The 21,441-nt window shown below is 70.0% G+C and carries 20 protein-coding genes; 8 read left to right on the top strand and 12 right to left on the bottom strand.

The window, feature by feature from the left end:
• Positions 1-66 precede the first annotated feature (66 nt).
• The 4 genes from ACIOVG_RS03475 to ACIOVG_RS03490 all read left to right on the top strand — a co-directional run bounded on the left by ACIOVG_RS03475 (position 67) and on the right by ACIOVG_RS03490 (position 3,393).
• Complete coding sequence (locus ACIOVG_RS03475) at positions 67-1,323, top strand: LCP family protein (protein WP_400869069.1); 1,257 nt, start codon at positions 67-69, stop codon at positions 1,321-1,323.
• A gap of 37 nt (positions 1,324-1,360) precedes the next feature.
• Entirely contained in the window at positions 1,361-2,227 is an 867-nt protein-coding gene (locus ACIOVG_RS03480) for a spermidine synthase (RefSeq protein WP_400869071.1), read from the top strand.
• Between the two features lie 94 nt (positions 2,228-2,321).
• Positions 2,322-2,849 (top strand): hypothetical protein, encoded by a 528-nt coding sequence (locus ACIOVG_RS03485; protein ID WP_400869073.1) that lies wholly within the window; start codon positions 2,322-2,324, stop codon positions 2,847-2,849.
• Positions 2,850-2,904: 55 nt separating this feature from the next.
• Positions 2,905-3,393, top strand: coding sequence for a SprT-like domain-containing protein (locus ACIOVG_RS03490; protein ID WP_400869075.1), 489 nt, complete (start codon positions 2,905-2,907; stop codon positions 3,391-3,393).
• Between the two features lie 34 nt (positions 3,394-3,427).
• On the opposite strand, the gene ACIOVG_RS03495 is transcribed toward ACIOVG_RS03490, so the two are convergent.
• The 10 genes from ACIOVG_RS03495 to ACIOVG_RS03540 form a co-directional block, all read right to left on the bottom strand.
• The gene (locus tag ACIOVG_RS03495; RefSeq protein ID WP_400869077.1) at positions 3,428-3,931 is read right to left on the bottom strand and encodes a DUF3054 domain-containing protein; all 504 of its coding nucleotides are present in this window, start codon (positions 3,929-3,931) and stop codon (positions 3,428-3,430) included.
• 107 nt (positions 3,932-4,038) lie between these two features.
• Positions 4,039-4,662, bottom strand: a complete 624-nt coding sequence (locus ACIOVG_RS03500) for a 2-phosphosulfolactate phosphatase (RefSeq protein ID WP_400869079.1) — start codon at positions 4,660-4,662, stop codon at positions 4,039-4,041.
• A gap of 91 nt (positions 4,663-4,753) precedes the next feature.
• Positions 4,754-6,211 (bottom strand): FtsX-like permease family protein, encoded by a 1,458-nt coding sequence (locus ACIOVG_RS03505; protein ID WP_400869081.1) that lies wholly within the window; start codon positions 6,209-6,211, stop codon positions 4,754-4,756.
• On the bottom strand, positions 6,208-6,969 hold the full coding sequence (locus tag ACIOVG_RS03510) for an ABC transporter ATP-binding protein (RefSeq protein ID WP_363551760.1): 762 nt from the start codon (positions 6,967-6,969) through the stop codon (positions 6,208-6,210). Before ACIOVG_RS03510 ends, ACIOVG_RS03505 begins: the two co-directional genes overlap by 4 nt.
• A gap of 90 nt (positions 6,970-7,059) precedes the next feature.
• Positions 7,060-7,695, bottom strand: a complete 636-nt coding sequence (locus ACIOVG_RS03515; RefSeq protein WP_400869084.1) for a response regulator — start codon at positions 7,693-7,695, stop codon at positions 7,060-7,062.
• 28 nt (positions 7,696-7,723) lie between these two features.
• Positions 7,724-8,917, bottom strand: coding sequence for a sensor histidine kinase (locus ACIOVG_RS03520; protein ID WP_400869086.1), 1,194 nt, complete (start codon positions 8,915-8,917; stop codon positions 7,724-7,726).
• Between the two features lie 226 nt (positions 8,918-9,143).
• Positions 9,144-10,304, bottom strand: a complete 1,161-nt coding sequence (locus ACIOVG_RS03525) for an AMP-binding protein (RefSeq protein ID WP_400869088.1) — start codon at positions 10,302-10,304, stop codon at positions 9,144-9,146.
• A 9-nt stretch (positions 10,305-10,313) separates the two neighbouring features.
• Complete coding sequence (locus ACIOVG_RS03530; protein WP_400869090.1) at positions 10,314-11,225, bottom strand: 1,4-dihydroxy-2-naphthoyl-CoA synthase; 912 nt, start codon at positions 11,223-11,225, stop codon at positions 10,314-10,316.
• A complete protein-coding gene (locus ACIOVG_RS03535) occupies positions 11,222-12,253 on the bottom strand; it encodes a permease prefix domain 1-containing protein (protein WP_400869092.1) in 1,032 nt (343 codons plus the stop codon). The genes ACIOVG_RS03530 and ACIOVG_RS03535 overlap by 4 nt, the downstream gene beginning before the upstream one ends.
• A 1-nt stretch (position 12,254) precedes the next feature.
• Entirely contained in the window at positions 12,255-12,587 is a 333-nt protein-coding gene (locus tag ACIOVG_RS03540) for a PadR family transcriptional regulator (protein WP_400869094.1), read from the bottom strand.
• 151 nt (positions 12,588-12,738) lie between these two features.
• On the opposite strand from ACIOVG_RS03540, the gene ACIOVG_RS03545 reads away from it, so the two are divergent.
• Positions 12,739-13,719, top strand: coding sequence for an o-succinylbenzoate synthase (locus ACIOVG_RS03545; protein ID WP_400869096.1), 981 nt, complete (start codon positions 12,739-12,741; stop codon positions 13,717-13,719).
• 18 nt (positions 13,720-13,737) lie between these two features.
• Here ACIOVG_RS03545 and ACIOVG_RS03550 read toward each other — a convergent pair whose 3' ends face one another.
• Positions 13,738-14,358 (bottom strand): helix-turn-helix domain-containing protein, encoded by a 621-nt coding sequence (locus tag ACIOVG_RS03550; RefSeq protein WP_400869098.1) that lies wholly within the window; start codon positions 14,356-14,358, stop codon positions 13,738-13,740.
• Between the two features lie 77 nt (positions 14,359-14,435).
• Here ACIOVG_RS03550 and ACIOVG_RS03555 point away from each other — a divergent pair, with 77 nt between their 5' ends.
• On the top strand, positions 14,436-15,845 hold the full coding sequence (locus tag ACIOVG_RS03555; RefSeq protein ID WP_400869100.1) for an MFS transporter: 1,410 nt from the start codon (positions 14,436-14,438) through the stop codon (positions 15,843-15,845).
• Between the two features lie 33 nt (positions 15,846-15,878).
• Here the strand turns inward: ACIOVG_RS03555 and ACIOVG_RS03560 are convergent, their stop codons facing one another.
• The gene (locus ACIOVG_RS03560) at positions 15,879-16,502 is read right to left on the bottom strand and encodes a TetR/AcrR family transcriptional regulator (protein WP_400869102.1); all 624 of its coding nucleotides are present in this window, start codon (positions 16,500-16,502) and stop codon (positions 15,879-15,881) included.
• A gap of 131 nt (positions 16,503-16,633) precedes the next feature.
• Here ACIOVG_RS03560 and ACIOVG_RS03565 point away from each other — a divergent pair, with 131 nt between their 5' ends.
• Both ACIOVG_RS03565 and ACIOVG_RS03570 read left to right on the top strand, forming a co-directional pair.
• Positions 16,634-19,429, top strand: coding sequence for an efflux RND transporter permease subunit (locus tag ACIOVG_RS03565; protein WP_400869104.1), 2,796 nt, complete (start codon positions 16,634-16,636; stop codon positions 19,427-19,429).
• On the top strand, positions 19,426-21,396 hold the full coding sequence (locus tag ACIOVG_RS03570; protein ID WP_400869106.1) for a YhgE/Pip domain-containing protein: 1,971 nt from the start codon (positions 19,426-19,428) through the stop codon (positions 21,394-21,396). The genes ACIOVG_RS03565 and ACIOVG_RS03570 overlap by 4 nt, the downstream gene beginning before the upstream one ends.
• The last annotated feature ends 45 nt before the right edge of the window (positions 21,397-21,441 follow it).

Here is a 21,441-nt window from a genome sequence, read left to right on the forward strand (position 1 = left end):
ATCTGCAAGTTATTTCCGAGATTGTCATCCCCCCGTAACAATTTCTTCCAAAGGTAGGCTCGCGTCATGGCTCGCAGTAACGCGCGCGGTGATCGCACTCCGGTCGCCCGACACGCGCCACTCCCCACCCGCAGCGCTTTCTCGACGCTCCTGCGCTTCCTCGGCATCGCACTGGGAGTCGTGCTCGTCTCCGCGATCGCGGTCGGATCGTTCATCGTGGTAGACCTGCTCAACCGCGCAGGGCAAGATGCGGTCACACTCGAAGTGGCTCCCGAAGTCGATCCGCCGACCATCGGCGCCTACCCGGGGGACAAGGCGTTCAGCATCCTCGTCATCGGAACAGACGAGTGCAGCGAACAGACGACCGCGCTCCTCAAGGAGCGCTGCACCGAGGCCGACGGCGGCATCCTCAACGACGTGAACCTGCTCGTGCACGTCTCCGCCGAGCCGCGCAATGTCACGGTCGTCTCGCTTCCCCGCGACCTGATGATCCCCGTGCCGGAGTGCACCCGCGCAGACGGCTCTGTCGCGTCGCCGATGCAGAAGCAGTCGATCAACTCCCTCTTCCAGCACGCCGGCCTCTCGTGCGTGGTCAAGACCGTGAGCACCCTCGCCGACATGCCCATCGAGTTCGCCGCGAAGATGAGCTTCGATGGCGTGATGGCCATCACCGATGCGATCGGCGGTGTGGAGGTCTGCATCGCCGGCGACGGCATCCGCGATCCGTACACGAACATCGACTGGCCCGCCGGGCTGAAGACCATCTCGGGATACGAGGCCCTGCAGTTCATCCGCACCCGCCACGGCGTCGGCGATGAGAGCGACCTGGCCCGTATCTCGAACCAGCAGCAGTACATGTCGCGGCTCGCGAAGAAGGTGCTCAGCTCGGAGACGCTGACCGACATCCCCACGGTGCTGCGTCTGGCCGGTGCTGTCGCCGACAACATCGTGCCGAGCGAGGAGTTGAAGGATCCGCTGCGCCTCGCGCAGATCGCACTGGCCCTCAAAGACGTGCGCTTCAGCGACTTCGTGTTCGTCCAGTACCCGAACCTCACCGACCCGGATGACTCGAACAAGGTCGTGCCGAACTGGGATGCGGCCGAGGCCCTGTGGACCGCGGTCAAGTCCGGACAGCCGCTGGAACTCACCGGTGACGTCGCGACGCATGGCGGCGTCGAGCTCACGACGCCGGCTCCCGAGGAGACGACGGAGACCCCCGATCCGACCTCCACCGAGGTACCCGATGTCAGGACCACGTTGCCTCCCGACATCTCGGGGCAGACGCTCGAGCAGGAGACCTGCGCGGTCGGCAACCAGCGGTAGTCGATTCGGGAGGGATGCCACGGCGTAGGCTCGTGCCATGGGCCGGACGCGATCACGAGACACCGAGCATCCCGAAGCCCGGCTCGATCATGGCGGCCTGGCCCGGATCATGCCGTCGGAGTTCGCCGGCGGCTTCGAGCTGATCGTCGACGACACCCCGCAGTCGCACGTCGACCTCGACGACCCCACCCACCTGCATTTCGAGTACATCGTGCGCATGGGAGCCGTGATCGACCAGCTCACCTCCCCGGGAGAGGCGCTCACGGCCGTGCACCTGGGTGCGGGCGCGTTGACCATCCCGCGTTACATCGACGCCACGCGACCCGGCTCCCGTCAAAAGGTGATCGAGCTCGAGGCGCCGCTGGCACAGCTCGTGCGCGAGCACCTTCCGCTGCCGAAGGGCGCGGCGATCCGCATCCGCATCGGCGATGCCCGCGAGGGGGTCAAGCGGCTGCCCCCGGCTCTCGCCGGAAAGTGCGATCTGGTCGTGTCCGATGTCTACTCCGGTGCCCAGACCCCCGCGCATCTGACCAGCGTGGAGTTCTACCGCGAGCTGTCGGAGCTGCTCGGTCCGCGCGGCGTGCTGCTGGTGAACGTCGCCGACGGACCTGGTCTCGCCTTCGCCCGCCGACAGGTCGCGACGATCGCGGAAGTGCTGCCGGAGATCGGTGTCCTCGCCGACACCCAGGTGCTCAAGGGACGCCGGTTCGGCAACCTCGTGATCGCCGCCTCCGCTGCACCGCTGCCGACGGAGTGGCTCCCGCGCCTGCTCGCCGCCGGCCCGCACCCCGCCAAGATCGCGCAGGGTGCGGAGCTTGCGACCTTCGTGCAGGGGGCGCGGATCGTCACCGACGCGGACGCCGTGGCGTCACCCCGACCCGACGCCTCGCTCTTCCTGCGCTGACCTCGAAGCCGGGATGCCCGGTCACGGGCGCGCCGTCTGGGCGAGCGCGCACGGGCCAGGCACACTGGAGGAAGGGCGCTGCGGAAGGAGAGCAATGAGTTTCATCCGGGGATACGACCAGGAGAACCTCCGTGAGCTGGTCGACCTCAGTGAATGTGCGATGCGACTCGAGGAGATCGAGGGGCAGCGCAGTCTTCCCGCGCTGCTGGAGCGCGTCTGGCTGCTCAAGGTCCTCGGTCGGCTCGACGAGGCTCTGACTCTCGCCGACGAGGCCGTGCGGCAGGCCCGTATGGCGGGCACGCGCAAGGACCTGCTGCGGGCGCGAGTGCTGCACGCGACGATCCAGCAGTATCGCGGCCAGCATGCCGCCGCGGACCAGGAGCTGGCGATGTGCGCCGAGGAGGCGGAGGGCCAGGGATGGATCTCCATCGCCGCGTTCGCGCATCAGCACCACGGCAAGAACGCCTTCGACGCCGAGGACTACGACACCGCGCGTGAGAGCTTCAAGCGCTCGCTGTTCCTGCGGCGAGAGGCCGGCGCGGCCGATAGCGACCTCGAGACCGTGCTGCTCGCGATCGACGCCACCGAGCGCCGCCGCACGTCGCAGCTCGTCGCCGGCTGAGACTCCGCACCGACTGGTGCCACCCACTGTCGGTGGCATGGCTTACCCTGGGCCCATGGCGGATCTTGACCGTGTGCGCATCTGGGGCGAGGCGCTCATCAGGATGCATCTCGACGACACCTGGTCCTTCGGCTTCGACAATGCCAAGCGGCGTGCCGGGCAGTGCGACTACACGAAGAAGCGCATCTCGGTGTCGCGATACCTCGCCGCCCGTTTCGACGATGACGAGATCCATCAGGTGCTCCTCCACGAGGTCGCGCATGCTCTCGCCGGGCACGCTGCCGCGCACGGCTCCACGTGGAAACGGGTCGCGCGCGACCTGGGTTACGTCGGGGGCACGACGCACCGCGGCGAGACCGCGGTCGAGCTGGCTCCCTGGGTCGGCCGGTGCCCCGCCGGCCATGTGACCTATCGGCACCGACGTCCGACCAGGCCCACGTCCTGCGCGCGCTGCTCCCGCACGTACGATGCGCGGCACCTGTTCGACTGGACCCGTCGCGAGATCACGTCGGATGTGCGCCTCGCCGCACAGATGCCGCGCTGAGCCGCAGCGAGCAGGGCACTGCGACGACGTGAGATCAGGCGACGGGGTCGTCGTCTCTCCGCGTGGGCGCGACGTCATCGGGCGCGGTCTCATCGGGCGCGGTCTCATCGGGCGCAACGTCACCGGGCGCGACGTCCGTCGACGCGTCATCCGCGATCACGTCGTGCGTCGACGCGGCACGCGAACGGCTCCGGCGCACGAAGGCGGTGATGCCGCGCCACCCCACCAGGAAGACCCCGAGGGTCAGGGTGGCGACGATGATGAACGGCACCTGAGCCGTGTCGCCGCTGAGCACCCGCAACAGCATCCCGCCGCCGACGGTCACGACCCAGACGACGAGCCCCCACAGGAGCGACCACGGGCGACGCGGACGTGCGGGCAGCAACGCAGCCAGCAGATGCCCGAGCAGCAGCGCCACCAGGAACGGCCAGGCGGTGAGCAGGAATCCGGCAGGGCTCTCATCGTGCGATGCGCGGCCGATCGCCGCGAAGACGAGCACCAGCAGGGCATCGACGATGACGGCGGGAAGGTACCTCATGCCACGACCCTACGCGTGCGCCCCGCGGCCCGGAGGTTGCGCGCGGGCGTGGCGTCGCAGCATCACCCGATCATCGCCGCCGCGGCGTGGGGATCGCAGAGACGTCGTCAGGGGAAGGCGACGAAGACCCGGTCCCGGAGCACGGGGACCGTCGAGACGGCGTCCAGGCGCGCGGCCGCGGCGACCATCTCGGCATCCGCCCCATCACGCGCCGAGCCGCTCGCCGAGATGAGGTGCCCGAGCGCCCGTCGCAGAGCACGGAAGCCTTCGGCCGCGACGGCGGCATCCGGGGCGGTGTGGTCGATGCCGCGATCGGTCAGCGCGGCGATGATCGCCCCGGCGCCGAGGTGATCCTCGACGGCGAAGCGCAGGTCGTTCGAGCCGTCGCGCTCACCCGCCGCGATCACGACGACAGAGGTGCGTGCCTGACGCTGCTCCTGCACGACCTGCACGGCGCGTGCGACGGCGGAGGCGTTGCGGATGCCGCCGACCAGCACCGTCGCTCCCCCCGCGGCAGCCGTCACCGCGAGGGCCGGGGCGACGGCATCGACCGACCAGCTCGCCGCCTCGGCGAGGTCGACCTCGGCGCCGTCGAGCACGGCATCCGCAAGGCGCGAGGAGAAGTGCAGCACATCGACGATCACGACCACATCCGCGTCCGCGAGCCGCTCGAGGCCCGCGAGCCCCCAGTCGAGGCGAACCTGATAGATGGACTGATCGAACGGCGGCATCCGTCCAGCCTAGAGCGGTCGCCGCAGGCTCACGACCCGCCGCGAGCGGGTCGCACTCGCGGCGGGTCGTGGCTCCTCACACGTGCGGAACTCAGTCGGCGGCGAGCGCCTCGACCGGAGCCACGCGGGTCGCGAGCCGGGTCGGTGTGGCCGCGGCCACCAGCGTGAGCACGGCCGTGGCCGCCACGATGATCGCCACCGGCACCCACGGGATCTGCGGGGCGACCAGACCTGCCGGAGTGAAGTCGGGCAGCGTGGGCACCGAGCCCAGCAGCGACTGCGCCGCGATCCACCCGTAGGCGACGCCGAGCACGAGCCCGGTGAGCGTCGCTGCCACCGTGATGTGCGTCGCCTCGAGCAGGACCATCCGTCGCACCTGACGATTCGACAGCCCGATCGAGCGCAGCAGCCCGAGCTCCCTGCGGCGCTGCACCACCCCGATCGTCAGGAGGTTCACGAGCCCGACCGCGGCGATGACGGCCGAGACGGCGACGAGCAACATCATGATCGCGGCGAACGCATCGAACGGCGCGAAGAACTCCTCGGGCACATCGCCCGACTGGTTCATCATCAGCCGCTTCGCCGACTCCAGAGCGACCGCGAACATCGTCACGAGCGTCACGCCCATCACCACGCCGATCGCCATGCGCGAGGAGCGCTCCGGGTAGCGCAGCGCGTTCTCGGCGGCCAGACGCGCGGTCGCACTCGACCCGAACATCTTGCCCACCAGGCGCAGCACGGGCGGCATGAACAGCACCGCCCCCAGAGCCAGTCCGGTGAAGGACAGCAGTCCGCCCAGGAAGGCGACGACGACTCCGAGCGGAGTGATCAGGCCGATCACCACACCGGCGGCGAGCAGTGCGACCCCGGCGATCAGCAGCACCCACGCGCCGATGTGTCGTCCCTGGCGTCCGGCCACCTCGTCGTGCGCGCGCTCGACGGATCCGCCGAGGGCCTGCAGCGGGGTGACCGTGAGCACCCGTCGCGATCCCGCCCACGCAGCAGCCCAGGTCGTGAGCGCCACGCCGATGACAGGAAGAGCGATGAACGGCTGTGCGAGCGAGAAGCCCGAGGGGTCGTTGTCGAGCAGCATCGCCCCGATCTGCGCGCCGGCCACGGTGACCAGGAGTCCGGCCAGCAGACCGAGGCCGGCCCCGATGATGCCGACGATGAGCCCCTGACGCCCGACCTCGGCGCGCTGCGACCGCGCGGTGGCGCCGATCAGTCGCATGAGCGCGATCTGGCGCGTGCGGCCGGCGATGATCGTCGAGAAGGTGTTGGCGGTGACGATCGCGGCCACGTACATCGCCACAGCGGTGAGCAGCACCGACAGCAGTGCCACCACGAAGGCGAGCGTCTCGCTGTCGCCGATGAAGGGATCGGCCTGCAGCACGGCGCCGATGTAGGCGGTGACCTCGACCAACAGCACCCCGAACGCGGCCGAGAGGGCGGCGACCAGGATGCTCGCGCCCATACCCCGGTCGCGGAGCCAGGCCAGCCGTGGCGCGGTCGCCCGCGTCTCCGGGACGACCGTGGCGACGGCGCTCATGCCGCCACCTCGGCGGCGAGCATGTAGGCCGAGATCTCCTCGGCGGTCTGACGCGGGTGGTCGGCGACGATGCGGCCGTCGCCGAGGTACAGCACCCGATCCGCGTGGCTGGCGGCGATCGCGTCGTGCGTCACCATCGCGATGGACTGCCCGTGCTCACGGCTCGCACGAGCGAGCAGCTGCAGCACCTCACGGCCCGTCTGGGAGTCGAGGTTGCCGGTGGGCTCGTCGGCGAACACGAGGTCCGGCGCGGTGGCGAGTGCCCTGGCGATCGCGACGCGCTGCTGCTGGCCACCGGAGAGCTGGTGCGGGCGGTGGCTCAGCCGCGCGCCGAGGCCGAGGGTGTCGATGAGCCCGTCGATGCGGGCGCGCTCGATCGCGCTCGGACGACGGCCGTCGAGCTCGAACGGCAGCAGGATGTTCCCCAGCGCATCGAGCGTGGGGACCAGGTTGAACGCCTGGAAGATGAAGCCGACGCGGCGGCGACGCAGGATCGTGAGGTCGAGATCGGCGAGGCCGGTGATCTCGGTGTCGCCGATCCAGGCGCGCCCCTCGGTGGGGGTGTCGAGTCCGGCCATGATGTGCATGAGCGTGGACTTGCCGGAGCCGGACGGCCCCATGATCGCTGTGAACTGTCCGCGGCGGATGCCGACGCTCACGTCATCGAGCGCACGCACGGTGCCCTCGCCGCTGCCGTAGGTCTTCTTGAGGTGCTGGACGCGGGCGGCGAGCCCGAGGTCGGTGGTCGTGATCTCCATGCCTTCGACGCTACGGAGCAGCCATGCCACGGCGCGTCGCCCGCCCGACGCATCCCGCTACATCGCAAGGATGATTCGGGGAGGTCCGGGTCAGGCCAGACCGTGCTCGAACGCGAAGACCACCAGCTGCACGCGGTCGCGCAGCGCGAGCTTGGTCAGGATGCGGCTGATGTGGGTCTTGACCGTGGCCTCGCTGAGGAACTCACGGGCGGCGATCTCGGCGTTCGACAACCCCCGCGCGGCGAGGGCGAAGATCTCGCGCTCCCGCTCGGTGAGCGTGGTGTACTGCTCCGGAACCGGCTTCGGCGCCTCGGCGAAGTGCGCGAACAGGTCGCGTGTGGCGGAGGCGGCGATCACGCTCGAGCCGGCGTGCACGGTGCGGATCGCCGCCAGCAGGAACTCCGGGTCGGCGTCCTTGAGCAGGAATCCGCTCGCGCCCTGCCGGATGGCCCTGGCGGCGGCCTCGTCGAGGTCGAAGGTGGTGAGCATGACGATGCGCGGCGCATCCGGTTGCGTGAGGATCTCGGCGGTGGCGGTCAACCCGTCCATCACCGGCATCCGGATGTCCATGAGGACGACGTCGGGCCTGGTCGTGCGCACCACATCGAGGGCCTCGCGTCCGTCGCCGGCCTCGCCGACCACTTCGAGGTCGGGTTGGGAGGCGACGAGCATGCGGATGCCGGCGCGGAACAGCGACTGGTCATCGACGAGGACGACACGGATCATGCGGCAGAGCCTCCTGCGGGTGAAGACGTCATCCGGCGACGGACCCGCCGATCGGAAGGGAGGCGGCGACGACGAACTGCTCGCCGTGACGCTCCGCATGCAGGCTACCGCCCACCAGCTGGGCGCGCTCGCGCATGCCGATCACACCGTGCCCGCCGGCGGTCGGCGCGGCCTCGTGCCCGATGACGTTGCGCACCTGCAGGTCGACGCGGTCCGGCAGCCAGGCCAGGTGCACCGAGACGGTGCCGTCGCCATGACGGATGGCGTTCGTGAGCGCCTCCTGGAGGATGCGGTAGACCGCGAGCTGGATGGCGCCGGGCGGCTCCCCCGGGGGCATCGGATCGACCGTGATGCGCGGCTCCACCCCCGCCTGCCGCACCTGGGCGAACAGCGTCTCGAGGTCGGCGAGGGTCGGCTGCGGTCCGTCCCCCTGTCGATGACGCAACTGCGTGAGCAGCATCCGCACATCGGAGAGCGCACCCCGCGCCGTCTGGGCGATCGTTCCCAGGGCCTCCGACGCGATCTCCGGTTGTGCGGCGGCGGCGTAGCGGGCGCCGTCCGCCTGGGCGATCACGACCGCGAGCGAGTGAGCGACGATGTCGTGCATGTCGCGGGCGATCCGCACCCGCTCTTGCTCCTCCGCGGCGAGCATCTCGGCCTGCGCCCTGGCGACCTGGGTCTCGCGACCGTTCAGGATCACGCGCCACAGCAGACCCGCACCCCACGACATGACCATCGCGAGCACGAACACCGACGCCAGCAGTGCCGCGATCAGGGCGGCTCTGAGCGCGCTCGCGGCATCCGTCAGCAACTCTCCCGACCAGACCACGCCGAAGTACAGACCGCCGAGCACGCCGCCGCCGAGCGCCGAGATGCCGCCGATCCAGAGCAGTCTTCTGCTGCCCCACGCCGCGGTCGCGAAGAGCACGACCATGATCCCCAGGTCGTAGGCCGCGGGCGGCAGCCCCATGCCCATCTGGATCACGGCACCGAACCAGGCCACGCTGAGCGCGAGCGTGGGCGAGAGCCGCGCGATCGCGGCGGCACCCCACACGACGGCGCTCGCCACCACCGACGCGGTCACCGCCAGCGGCGACGTGCCACTCCACGCGCTCAACTGAGTGGCCGAGAAGAAGAGGGTCAGCGGTGTGGTGACGGCGAAACCGAGCAGCGCGCCGACGATGTCGACGATGAGCCAGGTTCGGGAGATCGGGCGGAACACCCTCTCACGCTACGCGAGCGGTGTGCGGGGCGCGTCCGTCTGCGGATGTATCCGCACGCTCAGACGCCGCCCCGCACGCGCCGCCTGTTCAGGCGCGGCAGAGGATCTCGCCATGCGGCACCAGGTACCAGCCGTCGTTCTCGACTCCCCTGCTCTCCGACTCATGATGTCCGTGCGTGTACGAGGCCATGATTCGTCCTGGCAGGTCGGCGCCGTCCGCAGATCCTCAGCGCAGCTCGGCGACTGCCCGGCGGATCGCCTCGCGGTCGGGCTTGCCCGATGCCAGCACCGCGAGCTCGTCGACCAGGATCAGCCGTGCGGGCCTGGCGTGCTTGCCCAGCTCCTCCGCCACGGCATCACGCGCCTGCACGAGCTGCTCGGACTCGCTGCGTCGCAGCACCTCCCCGCGGGCGGCGACGATGACGGAGGCCTCGCCCCAGCGCTCGTCGTCGACTCCCACCACGACCGCCTGGTGGAGCCCCGGCACCTGTCGCACCACGCGTTCGACGCGGCCGAGCGAGATGTTGATGCCGCCCGACACGATCACATTGTCGGCGCGGCCCTGCACCCGCACGACACCGTCCTCGACCATGCCGAGGTCGCCCGTGCGGTACCAGCGGATACCGTGCTCATCGCGCACGAATGTCCGCGCGGTCAGTGCAGGGTCATCGAGATAGCCGTCCGCGAGCATGGGCCCGGCCAGGCGGATCTCGCCCTCCACGACCCGCACGGCCACGGTGTCGAGCGGTACCCCGTCGTACACGCACCCGCCGCTGGTCTCGGTCGATCCGTACGTGCGCACGAGCCGCACCCCGAGATCCTCCGCACGCTCGCGTACGGGCTGCGGCAGCGCCTGACCGCCCACGAGAATCGCCTGATACGCCTGCAGCGCGGCCCGCACCGCCGTGTCATCCGCAGCATCGAGCAGCGTCGCCACCTGCGCCGGCACCAGAGACGTGTACAGGGCCGGGATGCCGGAGCCTGCGCCGGGCGCCGGGCGCAGCATCGACAGCGATGCCTCGGCGAAGGCGAGCGGTGAGAAGCGCCCCTCGAGCGACACCGGCTGCGTACCCGCGAGCACCGAGCGCACCAGCACCTGAAGGCCCGCCACGTAGCCGGCCGGAAGCGCCAGCAGCCAGCGACCGCTCCCGATGCGCTCGGCCGTGGCCTCGGCGCTCGCGCGCAGAGCCTCGCCGCTGAGCACCACGCGCTTCGGGATCCCGCTCGACCCGGAGGTCGCGATCACGGCCGCTGTCCCCTCCTCGACCGCGTCGGGGGTTCCGGCGACCATCCCGAACCCCAGGGCGGGTCCGCCGTCGAGCGCGCGGATGAGGTCATCCCGCAGCTGTGCCGGGTTCTCGGCATCCGTGGGGATCAGGGGGATCATGATGCGACCTCAGTAGTGCCAGGGGAAGGAGGACCAATCGGGGTCGCGCTTCTCGAGGAACGAGTCGCGTCCCTCGACGGCTTCGTCGGTGCCGTAGGCGAGCCGCGTGGCCTCCCCCGCGAACACCTGCTGTCCGACCAGCCCGTCATCGACCGCGTTGAAGGCGAACTTGAGCATGCGGATCGCCGTCGGCGACTTCGTGAGCACCGTGCGCGCCATCTTCAGCGCTTCCCGCTCGAGCTCCGCATGGGGCACGACGCGGTTCACGGCGCCCATCTCGTACGCGCGCCGCGCCGAGTACTCCTCGGCGAGGAAGAACACCTCGCGGGCGATCTTCTGCCCGGTCTGGCGAGCCATGTAGGCGGAGCCGTAGCCGGCGTCGAAGCTGCCGACGTCGGCATCCGTCTGCTTGAAGCGCCCGTGCTCCTCGCTCGCGATCGTGAGGTCGCAGACGACGTGGAGCGAATGACCTCCCCCGGCCGCCCACCCGGGGACCACGGCGATGACGACCTTGGGCATGAAACGGATCAGGCGCTGCACCTCGAGGATGTGCAGACGGCCTCCGCGCGCCGAATCGTGAACGGTCGTCTCGGAGTCGGAGTACTTGTAGCCGTCGCGTCCGCGGATGCGCTGGTCGCCGCCCGAGCAGAACGCCCACCCTCCGTCCTTCGCGCTGGGACCGTTGCCGGTGAGCAGCACGGCCCCGATCCGCGGATCCTGTCGCGCGATGTCGAGCGCGCGATACAGCTCGTCGACCGTGTGCGGTCGGAAGGCGTTGCGCACCTCGGGTCGGTGGAAGGCGATGCGCGCGACCCCGCCGTCGTGCGAGACATGCGCGGTGATGTCGGTGTAGTCCTCGGCGCCGGGCGCGAGAGTCCACTCGCTCGGGTCGAACAGGTCGGAGACGAATGCGGTGGTCACGGCATCCAGCCTATTCCTCGGCCTGCTCCGCCGACGGCGGACCTGCGGCGAGCGCGCGCCGCTTTGACCCAGCCGTCGACGATGTCCCACCCCACCCCGAGCGCGATGGCGAAGCCCAGCAGGACCGCGAGGATGCGGAAGATGCCGCCTTCGTCCGCCGCCTTCGCGTCGCCGGCGGCGAGCCCCTCTCCCCCGACGGCCGTGAGGTGCGAGAGGAAGTCCGGGTTGACGAGTCCGCCACGCAGAAGCAGGGTCAGCGCCCAGGCGAGGAAGACCAGCGCGAGCACGGTGTTCGCCACGGCGAGACCCACGCTCCATCGTCCTCTCATGAAGACGACGATCGCGAAGACCGCTTCCAGCGCGATCAGGGCGAACAGTGCCGAGATCCCCCACGGCCACAGCTGCGGATCGAGGATCGGGAGCGCCTCTCCGTCGACGATCACGAAACCGCGGAATCGGTCCCAGAGCAGGGCGCCCACCGCGATCCCGAGGAAGACCAGCGCGGCGATCAGCTCGCTCCGCCCGCCGCTGTTCTCCATCGGCTCGGGGAGCTTGTCGACGTTCCAGGTCTCGCCGGTGTCGGTGCCTGCCCGCTCCAGCACGACGAACACGAGCGTCGTCCAGAAGCACAGCTGGATGACCACCCCGCCGGCCGCGAGGATCGATGAGGAGATGATCTCGCCGACCGCCGCACCGGAGATGGTCTGGCCCAGCGCGACGACACCGAGCACGCTCACCGGCACGGCGAGCAGGAGCACCTTCAGCAGACGCCACCACGTCAGGTAGTACCGCGGGCCGATGAGGTGCAGCGGACGATCGGCGTAGCCGGCTGCCAGGATCCCCGGGTCGCCCAGCTCTGTGAGGACGGCGCGCTCCGCGTCGGCCGGGGCCTCGCCCTGTTCGAGGCGGGCCTCGACGGCGTCCGCGATGGATGCCTCCAACTCGGCTCTGACGTCGGCCTGCGCGTCGGGCTTCAGGCTGCGGATCGTCGCGCTGATGTATCGCTCGGTGAGCGTCGCGCTGGTCATGTCAGTTCTCCTCTGCGGTGAGGCCAGCGATCGCGGTGGTGAGCGATCGCCATTCTTCGGTGAGGGTGTCGGCGAGACGGATGCCGGCATCCGAGGTGCGGTAGAACTTGCGCGGTCTGGCCTCGTCGGTGTTCCACTCGCTGGTGAGATACTCCTGCTTCTCGAGTCTCCGCAGCAGGGGGTACAGGGTGTTCGCGTCTGTCGCGAATCCTCGCCGCTCGAGCTCTTCGAGCAGCCCGTAGCCGTAGCCCGGGGTCCGCAGCAGCTGCAGGCAGGCGAGCACGATCGTGCCGCGTCGCAGCTCCTGCAGATGCGTATCGAGGACTTCGTTCATGCCACAGACGATAGTGTGCGTCGCACACTATCGTCAATCGCACATTTATGTGGTGGACGCGTCTCGTGCAGCGGCCTCGGCCGAACGCGTCGGCGCGACTCGCCTCGGCGCGGGATGACGTACACGGGTGCGCAGAGAGCAGAATGGGCACATGATCCCGCCGCTCGCAGAACTGATCGACTCGGCCAGGGTCGTCGCCCTCCCGATGCACAGCCGCTTCCGCGGCGTGGACACCAGAGAAGCGCTGCTCTTCGAAGGCCCGCAGGGGTGGGCGGAGTTCTCCCCGTTCACGGAGTACGAGGATGCGGAGGCCGCGACGTGGCTCGCCGCCGCGATCGACTTCGCCTGGAACGTCCAGCCCGAGCCGCTGCGTGAGCGCATCGGCGTGAACGCGACGGTGCCGGCGATCGACGCCGCCCGCGTGCCCGAACTGCTGGCGCGCTTCGCCGGATGCCGAACGGCGAAGGTCAAGGTCGCCGAACCCGGCCAGACGCTCGCCGATGATGTGGCACGGGTCCGGGCGGTGCGCGAGGTCATGGGACCGGAGGGGCGGATCCGCATCGACGCGAACGGGGCCTGGAACGTCGATGAGGCCGAAAGAGCGGTGCACGCGCTCAACGAGTTCGACCTGGAGTACGTCGAGCAGCCCTGCACGACGGTGCCAGAGCTCGCCGAACTCCGTCAGCGCGTGAAGTACCTCGGCATCCCGGTCGCCGCGGACGAGAGTGTGCGCAAGTCGTCCGACCCGCTGGCCGTTGCCCGCGCCGGCGCCGCCGACCTGCTGGTCATCAAGGCGCAGCCGCTGGGCGGCGTGAGGCACGCGCTGCAGATCGTGACCGCCGCCGGGCTCCCCGTCGTCGTCTCGAGCGCCCTCGACACCGCGATCGGCCTCTCGCAGGGCGCGGCACTCGCCGCCGCACTGCCCCGTCTGGACTACGACTGCGGACTGGGCACGTCGTCACTCTTCCTCGACGATGTCGCCGAGCTCCGCCCGGTCGACGGCTCCATCCCGGTCGGCCGGCTGACGCCGGACCCTGCGGCGCTCACCCGTCTCGCCGCATCCGATGAGCGCAGGGAATGGTGGACCGCGCGACTCGCCCGCTGCCACTACGAGCTCGCCGCCGCGCACTGAACTAGCGCACTCCGCCGCTCACAGCTCCCCCAGCACCTCGGAGAGATGACGAGTGGCCAGCTCGGCGCTGCGGTGCTCGCGCTCACCATACGTGCCGAAGATCGTCAGGATCTCGGCATCCTGATCACCCGCCGCCCCGAACCAGTGCGGGGTCCGCGTGTCGAACTCCGCGACCTCTCCGCTCTCGATCACGACATCGCGGTCTCCCACGATCAGTCGGATGCGGCCACTCAGCACATACATCCACGAGGAGCCCTCGTGGGAGGTGAGGCGGGGCTCCTGCACCGAGTGCGGCACGAGGATCTTCCACGCATGCCTCTCCCCCGGCTGCCGCGTCAGCGCGACCACGGTGCGGCCGTTCACCGTGCGCGGCCGCAGTCGCACTCGGGGGTCCCCCGTCTCGGGTGCTCCGACGAGATCGTCCAGCGATACCCGGTACTCGCGGGCCAAGGGCAACAGGAGTTCGAGACTCGCGCGCCGCTGTCCGGTCTCCAATCGGGAGAGCGTGCTCTTCGAGATGCCTGTGCTGGCCGCGACCTCGGCGAGAGTCACGCCTCGGCGCAGACGCAGGGCCTGCAGCCGAGGCCCTATCCGCTCCAAGGTCAGATCGAGTTGTGCGGCCGTTTCCGTCTCATCCACGCGGCAACTCCAGCACATCATCCCTGTTTCAGCAACTCAAGTTGCCGAATGAGCACCGGCGCGAGGAAGCTCTGAGCATGGCCGAAGCCCCACCCACCCCTTCCCTCGTGCGCACAGGAGTCGGCGCACTCGCCCTCAGCGTCCTGGTCGCCTCACTGGGCACCAGCGCGGCGAACGTCGCCCTGCCGACGATCGCGGTCGACCTGGAAGGCACGTTCGCCCAGACGCAATGGGTCGCCCTCGCCTATCTGCTGGCGATGACGGCGACGAGCCTCACGGTCGGACATCTCGGCGACCTGCTCGGACGTCGGAGAGTCCTGCTCGGGGGGATCGCGGTGTTCAGCTTCTCCGCCGTCCTGTGCGCGATCGCCCCGACACCGGGGATGCTGGTCGCCGCCAGGGCGCTGCAGGGCATCGGTGCCGCCGTGATGATGACCCTGCCGCTCGCGCGCGCTCGCGACACGGTGCCCCCTGAGCGACTCGGCGCGATCATGGGGCTGCTCGGCACGACCGCCGCGGTCGGCACCGCCTCCGGCCCCGCGCTCGGCGGTCTCCTCATCACCGTTGCAGGGTGGCCGGCGATCTTCGCCGCCATGGCCCCGCTGGGACTGCTCGCCGCGCTCCTGGTCGGCCGGTCGGCGGGAGAGACCCCGCACACCACACCCCGCCAGGGCCGGTTCGACGTCGCAGGAGTCCTGCTGCTCACCGGCGCCGTCGCACTGTACACGCTCGGAGTGACCGATGCGGGAGCCGCCGACTCCTGGCCTTCCACTTTCCTGCTCGCCGGTGCCACGGCGATGGTCGCACTCTTCGCCGTCCAGGAGAGTCGCGCGGCGCACCCGATCCTGCCGCTCTCGCTGCTCAAGGTGTGCGCCGTCTCCCTCGGAGCCGTCCTCAACCTGATCGTGGGCACCGTCATGATGAGCACCCTGGTCGTCGGCCCGTTCTTCCTCGCCGGGGCGCTGCACCTGCCCCCGGCCGCGATCGGCGCGACCATGGCGGCGGGCCCCGTGGCCTCGATCCTGAGCGGAGTACTGGCCGGACGAGCCGTCGACCGATTCGGCGCTCGCGGCATGACCACGGTCGGACTCACCACGATGATCGCCGGCTCCCTCGCACTCGCGCTGCTGCCCGCCACGTGGGGGCTCCCCGGATACATCACCGGAACCGTGCTGCTGGCGCCGGGGTACCAGCTCTTCCTCGCGGCCAACAACACCGGCGTGCTCGGCGCGACTCCACCCGGACGTCGCGGGGTGACATCGGGACTGCTCGGGCTCTCGCGCAACCTCGGGCTCGTCACCGGCGCCTCGGTTCTGGCCGCGCTCTTCGCCTCGACGGCGGGTGCCACCGAGATCGACACCGCGTCAGCGGATGCCCTCATGACCGCCCTGCGCACGACATTCCTCACGACGACCGCGATGCTCGGGGTCGCCGTACTGCTGTCGCTCTCGCCCTCCCGGCCGGATCCGCAGGCCGTCGACCGCTGAGCTGATCCGCCGGTTCGCTACCGCTCGATACCCCTACGGCTCGATCAGCAGCTCCACGAGACGCGCGAGCTCCTCGCTGCCGGAGTGGCGAAGCCTCTCGTCGTCCTGACCCGCCATCGCTCCACGCACCGTCATGCCCTCCCACAGGATCATGAGCATTCGGGCTGCCGCGGCGGCCGGGATGCGCAGCCGCAGGGAACCGGCGACCACGATGTCCTCGACGATCTGAGCGACGCTCGCGACCAGCTCGTTCTCCTGGGCGAGGTAGGCCTCGCCGAACTCCGCGTCGCGCAGGGCGCGGATGCGGATCTCGCTCATCAGCATGACGCCGAGACGATCGTCGCCTCCGAGTTCCATGACCCGCTGCACGAGTTCGACCGGATCGCAGCCCTCTGCCAAGGCGCCCTCGGCGGTCATCTCCTCGACCCGCGTGCGCACCGCGCTCACGCGCACGTCGGCGACGCTCGCGGCGAGGGTCAGGAACAGCTCGTCCTTGGACTCGAAGTTCGAGTAGAACGCGCCACGCGTGAAGCCGGCTCGATCGCAGACCTCCTCGACGGAGGCGCCGTCGAGGCCGACCTCGGCGAAGACCTGAGCTGCCGCGTCGAGCAGGCGCGCCCGCGTGTTCTCCCGGCTGCGGGTTGCGGGTGTCGTCATCGAAACCTCCTGGCCCTTCACTCTCGCATGATTCACACCCCGCACACAGACTCCACCGCGCGGGTCACCTTACGATACATCTATGTATTGGATACACCTGTGTATCCGCATGGCATCCCTCGGAGGAACGCGTGTCCACATTCCTGTCCTCGCTCGGCCGCTGGTCTTTCCGGCACCCGTGGCGGGTCCTCGTCTCCTGGCTCCTCGCGCTCGGCATCGCCGGCGCGGGAGCACTCGTGCTCGGCGCGGGAACCGACAACTCGTTCTCCATTCCCGGCACCGAATCCCAGGCGGGACTCGAGCAGCTCTCCCGTTCCTTCCCCCAGGTGAGCGGCACGAATGCGCAGTTCATCGTGGTGGCCGCCGACGGCGACAAGATCACGGATGACGACTACCGCGAGCACATCGAGGATGCGGTCGACGAACTCGGCGATCTCGACGAGGTCCTCGCCGCCACCTCGCCGTACGACGAGATGGTCAGCGGCATGATCAACGACGACGACACCGCCGCGATCGTGCGGGTGCAGTTCGACGGAGAGTCGACCGACGTCTCCGAGGCGACCAAGGACTCTCTGCGGGAGGTCGTCAGCGACCTCTCGTCCGAGCTGCCGGACGGATCGCAGACGTCCCTCGGCGGCGACCTGTTCGCGATCTCGATCCCCGGCGTGACCCTCACCGAGGCGGTCGGCCTGCTGATCGCCCTGCTCGTGCTGATCGTGACGTTCCGCTCGTTCGTGGTCGCCGGACTTCCGCTGCTCACCGCGATCCTCGGCGTCGGCATCTCGATGGCCGGCATCTTCGCAGCCACCGCATTCGCGACGGTGTCGTCGACGACGCCGCTGCTGGCGCTCATGCTGGGGCTCGCCGTCGGCATCGACTATGCGCTGTTCATCATGGCGCGACATCAGGATCAGGTCCGGGAGGGCGTCGACCCCGAGGAATCCGCGTCGCGCGCGGTCGGCACCGCCGGATCCGCTGTCGTGTTCGCGGGCGTCACCGTGCTGATCGCGCTGATCGGCCTCGGCTTCGCGGGCATCCCGTTCCTCACCACCATGGGCATCGCGGCCTCCGCCGCGGTCGCGGTCGCCGTGGCCATCGCCGTCACCCTCACCCCCGCCCTGCTCGGATTCATGAAGGGTCGCGTCGTCGGTCGTCCCCCGAAGGCACCGAAGGTGAAGAAGTCCGGCCGCGGCCAGAAGTCCGATGACGCCGTGGTGTCGCCGACCCGGTCGAAGGGCAGCGAACGCTGGGTGCGCGGCGTCACGAAGCGTCCCGTGCTCGTCTCCCTCGCCGTCATCATCGGCCTGGGGATCGTGGCCGTGCCCGCCCTCAGCCTGAACCTCGCCCTGCCGAACGCCGGAGTACTGCCGAAGGACTCGGAAGCCCGCCAGAGCTACGACCTCGTCGGCGAGCAGTTCGGCCCGGGGTTCAACGGTCCGATGATCCTGACCGGCACGATCGTCACGTCGACCGATCCCGTCACCCTGATGGACGACCTCGGAGAGGCCGTGGCCAAAGTCCCCGGTGTCAAGGAGGTCGCTCTTTCGACTCCGAACGAGACCGCCGACACCGGCATCGTGCAGATCATCCCCGAGACCGCACCGGATGACCCGGCGACCGCCGACCTCGTGCGCGAGCTGCGCTCCCACCACGACGAGTGGCTCGAGGAGTTCGGGATCGACCTCAAGGTGACCGGCTTCACGGCCGTCGGCATCGACATCTCCGATCAGCTCGGAAACGCCCTGCTGCCGTTCGGCATCTTCGTGATCGGGCTCTCGCTGATCCTGCTGACCATCGTGTTCCGCTCGATCTGGGTGCCGATCACCGCCGCAGCCGGCTACCTGCTCTCGATCGTCGCCGCCTTCGGCGTCGTGGGGGCCGTGTTCGAGTGGGGCTGGTTCGCCGATCTGCTGCACGTCGCCAAGGTCGGCCCCATCATCAGCTTCATGCCGATCATCCTGATGGGCGTGCTGTTCGGCCTCGCGATGGACTACCAGGTGTTCCTGGTGTCCCGCATGCGCGAGGACTTCGTGCACGATCCCGACTCGAAGAGCCCCGACCGGGCGACTCGTCGCGCCGCCGCTCTGCGCACGGTGCGCAGCGGATTCACGGGTTCGGCGAAGGTCGTCACCGCAGCCGGACTCATCATGTTCGCGGTGTTCGTCGCGTTCGTTCCCGAGGGAGATTCCTCGCTCAAGCCCATCGCGCTCGGCCTCGCTGCCGGAATCGCGATCGACGCCTTCCTGGTGCGCATGACGCTGATCCCCGCGCTCATGGCGATCCTCGGCGAGCGCGCGTGGGAGATCCCGGCCTGGCTGGAGAAGATCCTGCCGAGCGTCGACATCGAGGGCGAGGCCGTCGAGCGCGAGCGGCACCTGGCCGCGTGGCCCGGCGACGAGTCCGTGGTCGCCGCCGACGACCTGACCCTCAGCGCCGACGCTCCCCTGCTCGACGGCGTCTCGCTGCGTGTCCAGCCCGGCGGCGCTCTCATCGCCACCGGAGGCGATAGCCGCGTGCGACGGGCGCTGGCGCTCGCGATCGCCGGCCGCGTTCCCGCCGAGTCCGGCCGACTCCGCGTCGTCGGACACCTGCTGCCCGGGCGCGCGGCCTGGGTCAGGGCCCACGTCGGCTGTGTGCTCGTCGACGACGCGGATGCCGCGCTGCTCGACCTCGCCGAAGCACTCCGCGGCCGGTCGGAACTGGTCGTGGTGGACGGTCTCGACCGTCTCGCCGGCGGCCAGCGCGATCAGGCGACCGCGATGCTCCGGGACGCCGCAGCTTCTCGTCCGCTCGCCGTGTTCGCCACCGCATCCGATGCCGACACCGCGCGCGCCATCCTCGCGGAGGCCGGCTGGCCGACCGCCGACATCATCGATACACGGATGCCCCGCCGGGCAGCTGAAGAATCCACCGAGGTGACCGCATGACCCTCTCCATCGAGCGCGCCCGCTCCCGCAAGCCGATCACGTGGCTCACCATCCTCGGTGTGCTGCTGCTGCCGGCAGCGGTCGGCGGCATCCTCGTCGCCGCTCTGCAGAACCCGACCGAGCGTCTGGACTCGATGACCGCCGCGATCGTCAACCTCGACGACCCGGTGACCATCGACGGACAGATCACCCCGCTCGGGCGCCAGCTCGCGTCCGGGCTCGTCGAAGGCTCGGACGACCTCGACTCGAACCTCACCTGGGTGATCTCGAACGAAGAGGATGCGGCAGACGGACTGGCCGACGGCTCGTACCAGGCCGTGATCACGATCCCCGAAGACTTCTCGGCCGCGGCCACTTCGGCCGGTCAGGCCATCGCGGACGGCGGCGGGAAGGCCGAGCAGGCCACCATCAAGGTCACCACGCCCGAGGACGGCCTCGTCGCCGACGACCTCATCACCGGCCAGATCGCGACCGTCGCCGCCTCCACACTCGGCACCATGCTCACCGAAGCGACCACCGAGAACATCCTGGTCGGTTTCACGACGATCGGCGATCAGATCGGCGAGGCCGCGGACGGAGCGGTGAAACTCGCCAGTGGCGCACGGGACGCCGCGGACGGCGCGGCAGCGATCCCCGACGGCGCCACCCAGCTGGCGTCGGGCGCGAGCGAACTCGGCTCCGGCGCCTCGTCGCTGGCCTCAGGACTCGACACCATCGCCTCGAAGACCCGTGAGGTGGCGAACGGAGCCGGCGCGCTCGGTGCGGGGCTCACGGAGGGCGGGGCGAAGCTGCAGCAGAACGTCGCCGGGATCTCTCAACTCGTCGGAGCACTGCAAGGTGCAACGGCATCAGCGAACCAGGCGGCCACGCAGACCAGCGGTCTCGCGACCACCCTCGGGACCATGGCGGCCACGTGCGACCCGGCGGTCTCCGGCCAGGCGATGTGCGACGACCTCAAGGCGGCCGCGGCGGACGCCGTCACCGCAGCGACCTCGGCGGGGACGGCCGCCGGCACCCTGAGCGCGAAGCAGGTCTCCGACGGCATCGCCGGGCTCCCCGGCACATTCAGCACCCTCGCGACGAGCATGAGCGAGGCAGGCGCCGGAGCCACCCAGATCGCGGGCGGCCTGAACCAGCTCGCCAGCCAGGGCATCGACCAGTCCGCGGCCGGCGCGCGCGCACTCTCCAGTGGCGCGACGCAGCTCAGCGACGGAGCCACACAGCTCGCCGACGGTGCGACCGAGCTCGCGACCGGACTCGACACCCTCGCCACAGGTACCGGCGACCTCGCCGGCGGTCTGCGCACGGCATCCGAGTCGCTCCCCTCGTTCAGCGAATCCGAGTCGACGTCGCTCGCCTCGGTGATGGCCGACCCGGTGACGACCAACTCCTCGATGAACACGATCTTCGGGCCGACCGCGATCCCGCTGCTCGCCGCGGTGGTGCTGTGGTTCGGCGGCCTGGCGTCGTTCATCGTGATGCGGGCGCACACCGCGCGCACCCTCACATCACGCCGTTCCTCAGCCTCGCTCGCACTGCGCGCTTTCGCTCCTGCCGCCCTGATCGGCGCTGGTCAGGGACTCCTGGTCGCGCTCATCGTGCAGTTCGTCGCCGCGTACGATGCGGCTGCGTGGTGGTCGTTCGCCGGCACCGCGGTCGTCGCCGGAGTCGCTTTCGCCGCAGTGAACCAGGCGCTGGTCGCCCTGTTCGGCGGGATCGGCCGCTGGATCAGTGCTCTCATGGGAGTACTGGCGGTCGCGACCGGTCTGATCTCGACCGTGCCCGGCTGGCTCGCCGGACTCGGTGCCGCACTGCCGACCGCTCCCGCGTTCGCCGGGCTCATCGCGGGAAGCGGCAGCGCGGTCGCCGCGCTGGTCGTCTGGGGCGTGCTCTCGCTCGTCGCCACGACCCTCGCCGTGACCGTCCGCCGCACCACCTCCACCAAGGCGGTGCTGGCGACGGCCTGATCCGCCCGCCCCCGCGCACAGCTTCGGAGATCACCGCCGACACGC

The sequence above is a fragment of the Microbacterium sp. NPDC087591 genome (genome assembly GCF_044743625.1).
Taxonomy (GTDB): Bacteria; Actinomycetota; Actinomycetes; order Actinomycetales; family Microbacteriaceae; genus Microbacterium.

Excerpts from the sequence above, each read along its gene's own strand:
- ACIOVG_RS03525 (WP_400869088.1), bottom strand. The coding sequence starts at position 10,304 with ATGATCCCCCTGATCCCCACGGATGCCGAGAACCCGGCACAGCTGCGG.
- ACIOVG_RS03485 (WP_400869073.1), top strand. The coding sequence starts at position 2,322 with ATGAGTTTCATCCGGGGATACGACCAGGAGAACCTCCGTGAGCTGGTC.
- ACIOVG_RS03535 (WP_400869092.1), bottom strand. The coding sequence starts at position 12,253 with ATGACCAGCGCGACGCTCACCGAGCGATACATCAGCGCGACGATCCGC.
- ACIOVG_RS03540 (WP_400869094.1), bottom strand. The coding sequence starts at position 12,587 with ATGAACGAAGTCCTCGATACGCATCTGCAGGAGCTGCGACGCGGCACG.
- ACIOVG_RS03500 (WP_400869079.1), bottom strand. The coding sequence starts at position 4,662 with ATGCCGCCGTTCGATCAGTCCATCTATCAGGTTCGCCTCGACTGGGGG.
- ACIOVG_RS03545 (WP_400869096.1), top strand. The coding sequence starts at position 12,739 with ATGATCCCGCCGCTCGCAGAACTGATCGACTCGGCCAGGGTCGTCGCC.
- ACIOVG_RS03505 (WP_400869081.1), bottom strand. The coding sequence starts at position 6,211 with ATGAGCGCCGTCGCCACGGTCGTCCCGGAGACGCGGGCGACCGCGCCA.
- ACIOVG_RS03480 (WP_400869071.1), top strand. The coding sequence starts at position 1,361 with ATGGGCCGGACGCGATCACGAGACACCGAGCATCCCGAAGCCCGGCTC.
- ACIOVG_RS03490 (WP_400869075.1), top strand. The coding sequence starts at position 2,905 with ATGGCGGATCTTGACCGTGTGCGCATCTGGGGCGAGGCGCTCATCAGG.
- ACIOVG_RS03510 (WP_363551760.1), bottom strand. The coding sequence starts at position 6,969 with ATGGAGATCACGACCACCGACCTCGGGCTCGCCGCCCGCGTCCAGCAC.
- ACIOVG_RS03495 (WP_400869077.1), bottom strand. The coding sequence starts at position 3,931 with ATGAGGTACCTTCCCGCCGTCATCGTCGATGCCCTGCTGGTGCTCGTC.
- ACIOVG_RS03555 (WP_400869100.1), top strand. The coding sequence starts at position 14,436 with ATGGCCGAAGCCCCACCCACCCCTTCCCTCGTGCGCACAGGAGTCGGC.
- ACIOVG_RS03515 (WP_400869084.1), bottom strand. The coding sequence starts at position 7,695 with ATGATCCGTGTCGTCCTCGTCGATGACCAGTCGCTGTTCCGCGCCGGC.
- ACIOVG_RS03475 (WP_400869069.1), top strand. The coding sequence starts at position 67 with ATGGCTCGCAGTAACGCGCGCGGTGATCGCACTCCGGTCGCCCGACAC.
- ACIOVG_RS03560 (WP_400869102.1), bottom strand. The coding sequence starts at position 16,502 with ATGACGACACCCGCAACCCGCAGCCGGGAGAACACGCGGGCGCGCCTG.
- ACIOVG_RS03570 (WP_400869106.1), top strand. The coding sequence starts at position 19,426 with ATGACCCTCTCCATCGAGCGCGCCCGCTCCCGCAAGCCGATCACGTGG.